The following is a 13,375-nucleotide window of genomic DNA, read 5'->3' on the forward strand; positions in this document are numbered from 1 at the left end:
CGCTGACTGTCCGCGGGCCTCGTCTTCGCTCGCGACGCCGCGATCGACGGGCCCGGCAGAGGTGCAGACAGGGGCGGTGTCTCCGCCTGCGGGCAGCGGACATGGGAGGCGTCGGGCGGGCACTCCGGGTGCGGCGCGACGCGGTACGGATCGGCGAGGAGGCGCCGGTCCGAGGGGGCGGGGACGCGAAGATTCGTTTGCGGCCGGCCACACCGGATCGTCCAGGGTGCGGACGGCGCCGTCCGGCGTCCGGCTTCGGCCGGTGCCATCGGACGAACACACGACATTTCCGCTCGGGCGGGGGTCGGATCAAACCACCGTGCGGGAGGGCACGTCATGAGACTCATCAACGCGAAAACCTACGCCTGCCTGTGGCTGGCCCTGTTCGGCGCCTGCGTCATGGCGTCGCCGGCATCCGCGCAGACCGGCAGCGTGCAGACGCTGACGCTGTGGCCCGAGGGCCACCTGCCGCGGGTGGTACAGGGGCCGGAACAGGTCGGCAACGAGGGCAGTGCGATGGGCGCGGTCACCCGCGTCTCCGAGCCGCGCCTGGAGATCCATCGGCCCGCGCAGCCCAACGGCACCGCGGTGCTGATCCTGGGCGGCGGCGGCTACTTCCGCATCCAGGTGGGCACCGCGGCCCGGCCGATGGCGCAATGGCTGGCCTCGATCGGCGTGACCAGTGCGGTGCTGTACTACCGCATGCCCGTCGACGGCTGGCCGGCCACGGCGCCGTTCGCCGACGGCCAGCGGGCGATGCGCCTGCTGCGCGCGCATGCGTCCGAGCTGGGGATCGATCCGGAGAAGATCGGCGCCATGGGCTCGTCCGCAGGCGCCAATCTGGCCGGCATCCTGTCCACCCGCTTCGATCACGATTTCTATCCCGCGGTGGATGCTCACGACGCGTTGCCGTCGCGCCCGGACTTCCTGGCGATGCTGTACCCGGTGACCACGCTGCGTGCGCCGTACGACACCACCCGCACCCGCCGCGAGCTGGGCACCCAGTCCGACGCGGTCGAGGCGTACTCGGTGGAATCGCATGCCCGCGCCGAGATGCCGCCGGTCTTCCTGGCCCACGCCGCCGACGACCAGATCGCCGACGTCAGCCACAGCCTGCTGATGTTCCAGGCCGCGAAGGCGCAGAACGTGCCGGTCGAGATGCACATCTTCGACAAGGGCGGGCACAGCTGGGGGCTGGGACGTCCCGGCACCCAGGTCGCCCAGTGGCCGCGCCTGTTCACCACCTGGGCCCGTGCGCACGGCTTTATAGCCGCCGCACCGGTGAGCCTGCAGCCCCTGACCGGGCAGGAACTCACGCCGACCCAGGCCGCACCCGTCGACAACGACGACGATGCCGATTTCGAAGAAGACGGCGACTGAGCCGCCGCACACCGCATTCCGGGAGAGAGACACCATGAACCATTCCAACCTCCGCGCGCAGACCCGCGCGCTGGCCGCCGGCGCCCTGCTGGGCCTGGCGACGCTGCCGGCCATGGCCGCCGACACCGCCACCGAAACCGAGCTGCGCGAGCTGATCCGCCTGCAGGCCGAGCAGCTGCGCCAGCAGTCCGAGCAGCTGCAGGCGCTCAACCAGCGCCTGAGCGCGATCGAGGGCGGTGCGCAGGCCGTGGCCGCCAGTCCGGCGGCGCCCGCCACCACGCCGGGCGCGCCCGCGGCCGATCCGGTCCAGGCCCAGGTCGACGCGGCCGTCGCCGACACCCGCCAGGACGATCTCGCCATCCTGCAGGCGCAGGTCGCGCAACTGGCCGCCGGTGGCGGCAGCGGCGGCGGCAACACCAGCTGGCGCCGCGGCGGCCCCGAGTTCCGCAACAGCGACCGCAGCTTCACCTTCAACCCGCGCGGCCGCGTGCTGATGGACTTCTCGTCCACCCGCGGCTCCTCGTTCGACGACCGCAACATCACCGGCACCAACATGCGCCAGGTGCGCCTGGGCGCGCAGGGCAACATCGGCCAGCTGGGCTACAAGGTCGACGCCGAGTTCGCCAACAACGACGTCAGCATCTCCGACGCCTACCTGCGCTGGAACACCACCCTGGGCGCGATCCCGACCGAGTTCTACTTCGGCAACAAGCTCAAGGACCGCGCCATCGATTCCAGCACCACGCTCACCCGCACGCCGTTCATGGAGCGCAACGCGGTGGCGTCGGTCGGCATGCCGGCCAGCGGTTACTTCGGCCTCGGCGCGCAGATGAAGATGATCGGCCAGAACTGGCACACCACCTTCGGCATCACCGGCGACGACGTGGGCAACAGCGGCGACAACAGCGACTCGCTGACCTACTCGTTCCGCGGCCACGTCAACCCGATCAAGCGTCCGGCCGGCTTCCTGCACGTGGGCGGCTGGTACGTGCACGAGGAGTACGGCGCCGACACCAACCGCATCAACCGCACCCCGCGCATCGCCTCGCGCTTCAACGACAACGTGCGCGTGTCGGCCAGCGCCATCAACGAAGTGACCGGCGAGCGCGTCTGGGGCACCGAACTGGGCGGCACCTGGCGCAATTTCTGGGGTTTCTGGGAGCACTCCGAGACCACGCTCAAGTCCGACGACGTGGGCGACGTCAAGCAGAAGGCCACCTCGGCCTACGCCGGCTGGCTGCTCACCGGCGAGCGTCCCGGCTTCAGCGCCCGCTCCGGCGTGTGGGGCACCACCCGCGTGGCCCGTCCGGTCACCGACGGCGGCATCGGCGCCTGGGAACTGGCCGTACGCTACGACGACTACGACTTCACCGACGCCCGTCGCGGCGGCGAAGGCGATGCGTGGACCCTCGGCGTGAACTGGTACCTCAACAACTGGTCGCGGGTGATGCTCAACTACGTGCACTGGACCACCGACAACCAGGTCGGCGCCTACCAGGGCCGCGACACCGGCAACTCCATCAACCTGCGCACCCAGATCGTGTTCTGAGGTCGTGGCGGTGCCGGCCCACCGGCCGGCACCGCTCCGCACGCCACCGTCGGGGGCGGCGCGCGATGCGGGGTTAGAATCCCCTGTCCCCCACGCCCACGCCACTCGACGGAACCCGATGTCCAACGACGATTTCAAGCAGGCCGCCCTCGACTATCACCGCCTGGCACCGTCCGGCAAGATCAAGGTCTCGGCGACCAAGCCGATGCTCACCCAGCGCGATCTGGCCCTGGCCTATTCGCCGGGCGTGGCCTACGCCTGCGAGGAGATCGCCGCCGACGCCAACACCGCCAGCGACTACACCGCGCGCGGCAACCTAGTGGCCGTGATCAGCAACGGCACCGCGGTGCTGGGCCTGGGCGACATCGGTCCGCTGGCCAGCAAGCCGGTGATGGAAGGCAAGGGCGTGCTGTTCCAGAAGTTCGCCGGCATCGACGTGTTCGACATCGAGATCGACGAGAAGGACCCCGACAAGCTCGTCGACATCATCGCCAGCCTCGAGCCGACCTTCGGCGGCATCAACCTCGAGGACATCAAGGCGCCGGAGTGCTTCATCGTCGAGCGCAAGCTGCGCGAGCGGCTGAAGATCCCGGTGTTCCACGACGACCAGCACGGCACCGCGATCATCGTGGGCGCCGCCGTGCTCAACGCGATGGAGATCACCGGCAAGAAGATCGAAGAGGTCGTCCTGGCCACCACCGGCATGGGCGCGGCCGGCGTCTCCTGCGTGAACATGCTGGTGTCGCTGGGCCTGCGCCCGGAGAACATCCTCGCCTTCGACCGCGACGGCGTGATCCACACCGGCCGCACCGATCTCGGCCCGGAGAAGGCGCAGTACGCGCGCGACACCGACAAGCGCACCCTGGCGGAGATCGTCGCCGGTGCGGACATCTTCCTGGGCCTGTCGGCGCCGGGCATCCTGACCCCCGAGATGGTCGCCACGATGGCGCCCAACCCGGTGATCTTCGCGCTCGCCAACCCGACCCCGGAGATCATGCCGGAGGTCGCACGCGCCGCGCGGCCGGACGCGATCATCGGCACCGGGCGGTCGGACTACCCGAACCAGATCAACAACGTCCTCTGTTTCCCGTACCTGTTCCGCGGCGCGCTGGATGTCGGCGCGACCACCATCAACGAGGAGATGAAGGTCGCCTGCGTGCGCGCGATCGCCTCGCTGGCGCGGCGCGAGGCCTCGGATCTCGGCGCGGCCTACGGCGGCGAAACCCCGAGCTTCGGCCCGGACTACCTGATCCCGCGTCCGCTCGACCCGCGCCTGCACGTGGACCTGACCGTGGCGGTCGCCCAGGCGGCGATGGATTCCGGCGTCGCCACCCGGCCGATCGCCGACATGATCGCCTACCGCGAAAAGCTCAGTCAGTTCCTGCGCCGCACCGGCCTGGTGATGAAGCCGGTCTACGACCGCGCCCGCGACGACCGCCAGCGCGTGGTCTACGCCGAGGGCGAGGAAGAGCAGGTGCTGCGCGCGGTGCAGATCGTCGTCGACGAAGGCCTGGCCACGCCGATCCTGATCGGCCGCCCCGAGGTCATCGACCTGCGCATCCGCAAGCTGGGCCTGCGCCTGCAGGCCGGACGCGATTTCGAACTCACCAACATCAACGACGACCCGCGCTTCAACGAGTACTGGCAGCAGTACCACGCGCTCACCGAGCGCCGCGGCGTCACGCCGGATTCGGCCAAGAACCTGCTGCGCTCGCGCCCGGCGCTGATCGCCGCGCTCATGGTCCAGCGCGGCGAGGCGGATGCGATGCTGTGCGGCATCGTCGGCCGTTTCCACAAGAAGCTCGGCTACATCCGCAGCGTGTTCCCGCTCGATCCCGGGGTGCAGAGCACCTCGGCGATGACCGGCGTGGTCAACGACCGCGGCCTGTGGTTCTTCCTCGACACCCACGTGCAGTACGACCCCACGCCCGAGCAGCTGGCCGAGAGCACGCTGCAGGCGTCCTACCGGCTGAAGCTGTTCGGCATCGAGCCGAAGGTCGCGCTGCTGTCGCATTCCAACTTCGGCAGCCACGACGACGCCAGCGCGCGCAAGATGCGCCGCGTGCGCGAGATCCTGGCCCAGCGCGCACCCAAGCTCGAAGTGGACGGCGAGATGATGGGCGACACCGCGTGGGACGAAGTGCTGCGCAAGCGCATCTTCCCCAACACCACACTGAGCGGCCGGCCGAACCTGTTCGTGTTGCCCAACCTGGACGCGGCCAACATCACCTACAACATGATCCGGGTGATGACCGACGGCGCCGCGCTCGGCCCGATCCTGATGGGCATGAGCGCACCTGCCCACGTGATGACCCCCACCGCGACCCCGCGCCGCGTGGTCAACATGACCGCGATCGCCGCGGTGGACGCGCAGATCCGCAAGGCGCAGCGCGTCGAGCAGGACTGAGGCGGGGCGCCGAACGGCGCTCTCGTCCGCGAAAAAGCCCCTCATCCGCCCCTGCGGGGCACCTTCTCCCGCAGGCGGGAGAAGGGAACCGGCTGCGACCTGCTCGAACCCCTCTCCCGCAGGCGGGAGAGGGGAACCGGTCGCGACCTGCTCGAACCCCTCTCCCGCGTGCGGGAGAGGGGCAGGGGTGAGGGCGGTGGGGGTGCGGCAGAACGGCCCCTCATCCGCCCCTGCGGGGCACCTTCTCCCGCAGGCGGGAGAAGGGAATCTGCCATGGCATGTCTGGGGCACCGTCTTCCGCAGGGGAGAAGGGAACCGGCTGCGACCCGCTCGAATCCCTCTCCCGCGTGCGGGAGAGGGGCAGGGGTGAGGGCGGTGGGGGTGCGGCAGAACAGCCCCTCATCCGCCCCTGCGGGGCACCTTCTCCCGCAGGCGGGAGAAGGGAATCTGCCATGGCATGTCTGGGGCACCGTCTTCCGCAGGGGAGAAGGGAACCGGCTGCGACCCGCTCGAATCCCTCTCCCGCGTGCGGGAGAGGGGCAGGGGTGAGGGCGCGGGTGCCGCGGCGTGTTGGGCTGCCGTCCAGTCGGCGTTCCCGAAGCAGGGGTATGCTGGAGCCACGCCAAGGAGCCGTGCCGTGATCCTGCACTGGATGCTCAGCAACAGCCCGATCTTCCTGTTCCTGCTCTCGGCAGCCGTGCTGGTCGCCTACGGGATTACCCGCGGTGTGCAATTGCTGGTGCGTGGCGGGCGCGATCCGCGCTGATCGCGCGGCGCCTGCCGGAGCCGCCCGTTAGAGCGTTCCGGTAGCCGCCGTTCCCGGCACCGCGTGCCGCCGCATGATCCAGTTGAACAGCGGCGTCGCCATCAACGTGGTCACGATCGCCATCAGCACCAGGATCGAGAACAGTCCCTGGTGGATCACCCCGGCCTGCAGGCCGATGTTGATCAGGATCAGCTCCATCAACCCGCGCGCGTTCATCAGCGCGCCGATCGCCTGCGCATCGCGCGGGCTCTCGCCGGCCGCGCGTGCCGCGGCCCAGCAGGCCAGGCCCTTGCCCGCGAACGAGGCCAGCAGGATCGCCACCGCGGCGAGCATGATCGCCGGCTGCAGCACCACGCCCAGTTGCGTGTTGAGGCCGGAGTAGGTGAAGAACATCGGCAGGAAGAACACCACCACGAACGGCTGCAGCATCGTGCGCAGCTTTTCGGTCAGCGCGCCGCGCGGCATGCACGCGCCGAGCAGGAAACCGCCGAACACCGCGTGGATGCCCACCGCGTCCATCGTCCACGCGCTCAGGCAGAACAGCGCCAGCACCACCGCCAGCATCGTCGACGACAGCGGCTGGTCCGGGCGCACGTGATCGGCGAGGCGACGCAGCAGGCGCCGGCCGATGGTGAGCATGAAGATCGCATAGGCCGCCCCGCCGCCGATCGCCAGCCAGGCGCCGCCCCAACTGCCGCCGAAGCTCGCCAGCACGATCGCCAGGAAGCACCACGCCGCGGCGTCGTCGATCGCACCGGCGGTCAGGGCCAGCGTGCCCATCGGGCTGCCGGCCAGGCCGCGCTCGTGGATGATCCGCGCCAGCATGGGAAATGCGGTGATCGCGATCGCCGCGCCCAGGAACAGCGCCGCCTCCTTGTACTGGATGGTCTCGGCGAACAGCCCGGGCACGCCCATCAGCCACGGCGTGAGCAACATCGCCAGCGCGAACGGCACCGCGATGCCGGCCACCGACACCATCACCGCCCCGCGCATGCGTGCGCGGAAGTGCTCGCTGCTGAACTCGGTGCCGACCAGGAACATGTAGAAGCCCACGCCGAACTGCGCGAACACGTACAGCGTGCCCAGCGTCTCGCGCGGAAACAGGGCGGCCTGCAGGTCGGGCAGCAGCCAGCCCAGCAGCGAGGGCCCCAGGGCGACGCCGGCGATCATCTCGCCCACCACCTGCGGCTGGCCCATGCGACGGGCCAGCATGCCGACCAGCCGGCAGACCAGCAGGATCACCGCGGCCTGGAGGAAGAAGTAGACGGACAGTTGCGCGGTGGGCATGGGCGGATCGGCGGTCTCGGAAGCCGCCGATCATACGGGCAAGTCGTGGTCCCGGCGGCCGTCACCGTCGGAGGCGGCCGGACGGGCGCATCCCGCGCCGGAGGCTTCGAAGGGGCTGCCTGGGGCGCTGTGGGGCAAGCCGGCAGGAGAAGCAGCGCTGCGGGCGACGGCGATGCCCGCAGCATCTCGCGCGCGATCAGGCGATGCCCAGCAGCTCCCGCACCAGGGGTACCAGCGGCCGCAGGTCGTCCTTGAGCAGCAGTCCTTCCGCCGGCCTGGGCGGCGCCTCCGGCGGCGCCAGCGAGCCGGTGAGGTAGACGAACGGCAGCGCCGGGTCGTGCGCGCGCACGATCGCCAGCGCTTCCTCGCCGGAAAACCCCGGCAGGTTGAGGTCGGAGATCACCAGCTGCGGCGCGAACGCCGGCAGCGCCTCCTCCAGCGCCGGGCCGGTGCTCACCCAGCGGCAGGCGAACGGCAGTCCCGATTCGCGCAGCGCGATCTCGGTGAGTTCGGCATCGTCGCGCGAATCGTCGACGATCAGGATCCGCCAATCTGCCTCGGGGTCTGCCGGCATCGGGTTACTCCTTCTCCGGGCCTTCGTTGAGCACCGCCCAGAACTTGCCGAGCGTGCGCACCGCTTCGAAGAACTGGTCCACGTCCACCGGCTTGACCACGTAGGCGTTCACGCCCAGGTCCCAGCTGCGGGCCAGGTCGCTCTCCTCGCGCGAGGACGACAGGATCACCACCGGCATGCGCTTGAGCGCGCCTTCCTCGCGCAGCTGCTTCAGCACTTCCAGGCCATCCATGCGCGGCATCTTGATGTCGAGCAGCAGCACCGCCGGATCGCCGTCGGTGCGGTCGGCGTACTTGCCGCGGCGGAACAGGTAGTCCAGGGCTTCCACGCCGTCCTCGACGTGGACGATCGGGTTGACCAGGTGGGCGTCGCGGAGCGCGTCGATCGCCATCTCCGCATCGTGCGGGCTGTCCTCGGCGAGGAGGATGGTGCGGATATCGGTCATTGCTTGGTCTCGGTGGGTGACGCGGTCTCGCCCGTGGCGGGCAGGGGGAAGTGGAAGGTGGCGCCCTGGCCGGGCTCGGACTCGGCCCAGATGCGGCCGCCGTGGCGGGTCAGCACGCGGCGCACGCTGGCCAGGCCGATGCCGGTGCCGGGAAACTCGCTGGCCGCATGCAGGCGCTGGAACACGCCGAACAGCTTGCCGGCGTACTTCATGTCGAAGCCGGCGCCGTTGTCGCTCACGCAGAAGCGGTGGGTGCCGTCGGCCAGTTGCTCGTAGCCCACCCGGATCCTCGCCGGCTCGCTGCGGGTGCTGTACTTGACCGCGTTGCCCAACAGGTTCAGCCACACCTGGCGCAGCATGTTCTCGTCGGCGATCACCACCGGCAGGGTGTCGACATCCCATTCGATGGTGTGCTCGGGATTGTCCGTGTGCGCGTTGGCGTCGAGCAGCGAGCGGGTGTCGTTGACCATCGATTGCACGTCGATCATCTGCAGCCGCAGCGCGCTGCGGCCCAGGCGCGAGTACACCAGCAGGTCGTCGATCAGCGCCGACATCCGCCGTGCCGAGCCGGAGATCACGTCCAGGTAGTGGCGGCCCTTGTCGTCGGCGGCATCGCCCAGGTGGCGGCCCAGCTTGTCGGCGAAGCCGGCGATGTGCCGCAGCGGCGCGCGCAGGTCGTGCGAGACCGAATAGCTGAAGGCCTCCAGCTCGCGGTTCACGTCGGAGATCTGCTCCACCTTGCCTTCCAGCTGGCGGTTGAGGTCGCGGATCTGGCGCTCGTGGATCTTCTGCGCGCTGATGTCGCTGGCGGTCAGCAGCACCGCCATCTCCTCGCTGTCGGGCAGCGGCATGCGCCGGGCCGACAGCAGCATCACCCGCTCCACGTCGTCGACGGTGTGCTGGGTGACCTCGAAATCCCACAGCTCGCGGCCGCGGGTGAGCACGTCGGTCAGCCGGCGCAGGGTCTGCGGCTCGTTCCAGGCGCCGTTGCCGAAGGTGGCCAGCGGCTGGCCGCGGTTCTCGGTGTCCGTGTCCAGGCCGTACAGCTCGGCGAAGGCGGCGTTGTACATGACCACGCAGTTGTTGCGGTCGAGCAGGGCGATCGGCTCGCGCACGGTGTCGAGCACCGCCGAGGCGCGCACGCTGGCGCTCATCGCGTCGCGCTCGGCGCGCAGCCGGTGCGCGCCCTGGCGCACGGCGGTCCACGTCAGCAGCCCCAGCAGGCCCAGCTGCGCCAGCATCGCCACCCAGCTGATCACCGCCGCCCGCCACGTGGCGGCCTCGGCGGCGGCCTGACGCTCTTCGAGCAACCGGTGCTCCTCGTCCATGATCGCGTTGACCAGCGGCCGGATCGGGAAACGCGTCAGCAGCGTCGCCACGTCCTGCGTGCTCGGCCGCGTGTCCATGGCCAGCAGCCGGTCCACTTCGCCCAGACGCAGTCGCAGCACGCTGCGGAACTCGCCCAGCAGGCCCTGCTGGATGGGGTTGTCGCGGGTCAGTGCTTCCAGTCGGGCCAGCTGCGGGGCGATCTGCTCGCGGCTGGTGTTGATGTGATCAATCAGCGCCTGCGTGTCCACCCCGTAGGCATGGCCAAGCGCGCCGGATTCCACATTGCGCACGTCGGCGGTCAGCGACTGCATGGTCGCCTCCACCTCGAACGAGTGATTGACCCAGCGCCAGGCCTCCTCGCTCGCGGTCGACGCCGCGCGCATCAGCAGGAACGGGGCGACCACGATCAGCACGATCGCCACCGCCAGCGCGGGCAATCTCAGCTTCGACCAGTAGCCGTCGTCGGGCAGGGTGTGCGGCATTGTGGGCAGTGCGGGTCCGGGGCAAACGGAAACGCGGCCCGCGATCCGTGGCCCGGTCCCCTGTCGATGAGCGCCTCGCGCCCAAACCGTCCATGCCGGGAGCGCCTCCGCCGAAGCGGACAGGCCAGCGTGATGATCGTTAAGCCGTGTGAAGATGATGTAAAAGCCCTGTTCACGTCCACGGCCCGACCGGGCTGGTGCGGCGTGCGCGCGCCGTGGCCGCCGCGCGCAACATACTGTCGCGAATGGAAAAACCCGCGCCGCCCCGCCATCCGGCGGCCGCCGCCGCGGCCGGTCTGACCACCGGTGCGCCTGCTAGAATCGGGGGTTACGAATCCCGATGAACCCAACGCGGCCGCGCGGCCGCGCGAGCGGAGCCCCCACGCAATGAACTGGTTGAACGATCTGCTGGAAAACGACCCCGATCCCACCGAGACCCGCGAGTGGGTGGAGTCGCTGAAGGCGGTCATCGACGCCGACGGCCCCGAGCGCGCCCACGGCCTGCTGGAGAACATGGTCGAGCTGACCCGCCGCGCGGGCGCCCACCTGCCGTTCGCCCCGACCACCGAATACGTCAACACCATTCCCACGCATCTCGAACCGAAGATGCCGGGCAATGCCGACCTGGAATGGCGCATCCGCTCCATCATCCGCTGGAACGCCATGGCCATGGTGGTGCGGGCCAACCGCAAGCCCGGCGACCTGGGCGGCCACATCGCCAGCTTCGCGTCGAGCGCCACGCTGTACGACGTCGGCTTCAACCACTTCTTCCGCGCGCCCTCGGCCGACCACCCGGGCGACGTCATCGCCACGCAGGGCCACAGCTCGCCGGGCATCTACGCCCGCTCGTTCCTGGAAGGCCGCTTCACCGAGGACCAGCTGGACCACTTCCGCATGGAAGTCGACGGCCGCGGCATCTCGTCCTACCCGCATCCCTGGCTGATGCCCGACTACTGGCAGGTGCCCACGGTCTCGATGGGCCTGGGCCCGATCGCCGCCATCTACCAGGCGCGCCACTGGAAGTACCTGGAAGCGCGCGGCCTGATGCCCAAGTCCGACCGCAAGGTCTGGTGCTTCATGGGCGACGGCGAGACCGACGAGCCCGAGAGCCTGGGCGCGATCTCGGTGGCCGGCCGCGAGGGCCTGGACAACCTGGTCTTCGTCATCAACTGCAACCTGCAGCGCCTGGACGGCCCGGTGCGCGGCAACGGCAAGATCATCCAGGAACTGGAAGGCGCCTTCCGCGGCGCCGGCTGGAACGTGGTCAAGACCATCTGGGGCAGCTACTGGGATCCGCTTCTTGCCAAGGACAAGGACGGCATGCTCAAGAAGCTGATGATGGAGACCGTCGACGGCGAGTACCAGAACTGCAAGGCCTTCGGCGGCGCCTACACGCGCGAGCATTTCTTCGGCAAGTACGACGAGACCAGGAACCTGGTCGCCAACATGAGCGACGAGGACATCTGGCGCCTCAACCGCGGCGGCCACGATCCGCACAAGGTCTTCGCCGCCTACCAGAACGCCGTCGACACCAAGGGCCAGCCCACGGTGATCCTGGCCAAGACGGTGAAGGGCTACGGCCTGGGCAGCGCCGGCGAGGCGCTCAACCCCACCCACAACACCAAGAAGCTCGACGACGACGCGGTGCGCACCTTCCGCGACCGCTTCAAGATCCCCGTCTCCGACGACCAGCTCAAGGACGGCAAGGTCCCGTTCTACCACCCGGGCAAGGACTCGGAGGAAGTGCAGTACATGCTCGAGCGCCGCGAAAAGCTCGGCGGCTTCCTGCCGCAGCGTCGCCGCAAGAGCACCGAGACCCTCAAGGCGCCCGAGATCAAGGTGTTCGAGCGTCTGATGCAGGACACCGGCGAGCGCGAGATCAGCACCACCATGGCGTTCGTGCAGTCGCTGTCGATCATCCTGCGCGACAAGGGCATGGGCAAACGCGTGGTGCCCATCGTCGCCGACGAGGCGCGCACCTTCGGCATGGAAGGCCTGTTCCGGCAGCTGGGCATCTACGCCCCGCAGGGCCAGAAGTACAAGCCGGTCGACCGCGACCAGCTCATGTACTACCGCGAGGACGCCGCCGGCCAGGTGCTGGAAGAAGGCATCACCGAGGCCGGCGCCTTCGCCAGCTGGATGGCCGCGGCCACCAGCTACAGCACCAACGACGTGCCGATGCTGCCGTTCTACATCTACTACTCCATGTTCGGCTTCCAGCGCATCGGCGACTCCGCCTGGCAGGCCGCCGACATGCGCGCGCGCGGCTTCCTGCTCGGCGCCACCGCCGGCCGCACCACCCTCAATGGTGAGGGCCTGCAGCACGAGGACGGCCACAGCCACCTGCTGGCCGGCGCCATCCCCAACTGCCGCGCCTACGACCCCACCTTCGCCGGCGAGGTCGCGGTGATCCTGCAGGAAGGCATGCGCCGCATGCTCGACGAGCAGCAGGACGAGTTCTTCTACCTCACCCTGATGAACGAGAACTACAGCCACCCGGCCCTGCCCGAGGGCGCGGCCGAGGGCGTCATCAAGGGCATGTACCTGCTCAAGGACGCCGGCAAGCCGAAGAAGGGCGAGCTGCGCGTGCAGCTGCTGGGCAGCGGCACCATCCTGCGCGAGGCCATCGCCGCCGCCGAGCTGCTGGACAAGGACTTCGGCGTGACCGCCGACATCTGGTCCTGCCCCAGCTTCAACGAACTGCGCCGCGACGGCCACGACGTGGAGCGCTGGAACCGCTTCAACCCGGAAGCCAAGAAGCCCCGCAAGGCCTACGTGACCGAACTGCTGGAAGGCCGCCAGGGCCCGGTGATCGCCGCCACGGATTACGTGCGCGCCTTCGCCGAGCAGATCCGCGCATTCGTGCCGGCCACCTACACAGTGCTCGGCACCGACGGCTTCGGCCGCTCGGACACCCGCGCCAACCTGCGCCGCCACTTCGAGGTGGACCGCCACTACATCGCCCAGGCGGCGATCGAGGCGCTGGCGAAGGACGGGAAGATGACGGGGAAGGACGTTGCCAGGGCGATCAAGCTGTACAAGATCGATCCGGAGAAGGTGAATCCGGTTGGGGTTTGATCGCTGGTAAAGCTGGCATTGGAAAAGGCGGCCTTGCGGCCGCCTTTTCCATAGGTGCGGACTGATCTGTTCGGGCGA

The 13,375-nt window shown here is 69.4% G+C and carries 9 protein-coding genes; 5 read left to right on the top strand and 4 right to left on the bottom strand.

Translation table 11 applies throughout. The features are described from left to right. Nucleotides 1–336: 336 nt before the first annotated feature. The 4 genes from RG19_RS00570 (at nucleotide 337) to RG19_RS18355 (ending at nucleotide 6,102) form a co-directional block, all read left to right on the top strand. Nucleotides 337–1,380, top strand: a complete 1,044-nt coding sequence (locus RG19_RS00570; RefSeq protein WP_157515103.1) for an alpha/beta hydrolase — start codon at nucleotides 337–339, stop codon at nucleotides 1,378–1,380. Between the two features lie 34 nt (nucleotides 1,381–1,414). Then, nucleotides 1,415–2,929, top strand: a complete 1,515-nt coding sequence (locus RG19_RS00575) for an OprO/OprP family phosphate-selective porin (protein ID WP_058833561.1) — start codon at nucleotides 1,415–1,417, stop codon at nucleotides 2,927–2,929. A gap of 118 nt (nucleotides 2,930–3,047) precedes the next feature. Continuing rightward, complete coding sequence (locus RG19_RS00580; protein WP_058833562.1) at nucleotides 3,048–5,336, top strand: NADP-dependent malic enzyme; 2,289 nt, start codon at nucleotides 3,048–3,050, stop codon at nucleotides 5,334–5,336. A gap of 637 nt (nucleotides 5,337–5,973) precedes the next feature. After that, the gene (locus tag RG19_RS18355) at nucleotides 5,974–6,102 is read left to right on the top strand and encodes a hypothetical protein (protein WP_274377889.1); all 129 of its coding nucleotides are present in this window, start codon (nucleotides 5,974–5,976) and stop codon (nucleotides 6,100–6,102) included. Between the two features lie 27 nt (nucleotides 6,103–6,129). On the opposite strand, the gene RG19_RS00585 is transcribed toward RG19_RS18355, so the two are convergent. From RG19_RS00585 to RG19_RS00600, 4 genes are all read right to left on the bottom strand, one after another. Next, complete coding sequence (locus tag RG19_RS00585; protein WP_058833563.1) at nucleotides 6,130–7,389, bottom strand: cation:proton antiporter; 1,260 nt, start codon at nucleotides 7,387–7,389, stop codon at nucleotides 6,130–6,132. 196 nt (nucleotides 7,390–7,585) lie between these two features. Continuing rightward, on the bottom strand, nucleotides 7,586–7,963 hold the full coding sequence (locus RG19_RS00590) for a response regulator (RefSeq protein WP_058833564.1): 378 nt from the start codon (nucleotides 7,961–7,963) through the stop codon (nucleotides 7,586–7,588). A 4-nt stretch (nucleotides 7,964–7,967) separates the two neighbouring features. Then, nucleotides 7,968–8,408: a response regulator gene (locus tag RG19_RS00595; protein WP_058833565.1), complete on the bottom strand. Its 441-nt coding sequence runs from the start codon at nucleotides 8,406–8,408 to the stop codon at nucleotides 7,968–7,970. Beyond that, entirely contained in the window at nucleotides 8,405–10,219 is a 1,815-nt protein-coding gene (locus RG19_RS00600; protein WP_058833566.1) for a sensor histidine kinase, read from the bottom strand. The genes RG19_RS00595 and RG19_RS00600 overlap by 4 nt, the downstream gene beginning before the upstream one ends. Before the next feature lie 387 nt (nucleotides 10,220–10,606). Here RG19_RS00600 and aceE point away from each other — a divergent pair, with 387 nt between their 5' ends. Further along, the gene (gene aceE / locus RG19_RS00605; RefSeq protein ID WP_058833567.1) at nucleotides 10,607–13,297 is read left to right on the top strand and encodes a pyruvate dehydrogenase (acetyl-transferring), homodimeric type; all 2,691 of its coding nucleotides are present in this window, start codon (nucleotides 10,607–10,609) and stop codon (nucleotides 13,295–13,297) included. Nucleotides 13,298–13,375 lie beyond the last annotated feature (78 nt).

Origin of the sequence: Luteimonas abyssi, from assembly GCF_001482195.1 — a bacterium.
Taxonomy (GTDB): Bacteria; Pseudomonadota; Gammaproteobacteria; order Xanthomonadales; family Xanthomonadaceae; genus Luteimonas; species Luteimonas abyssi.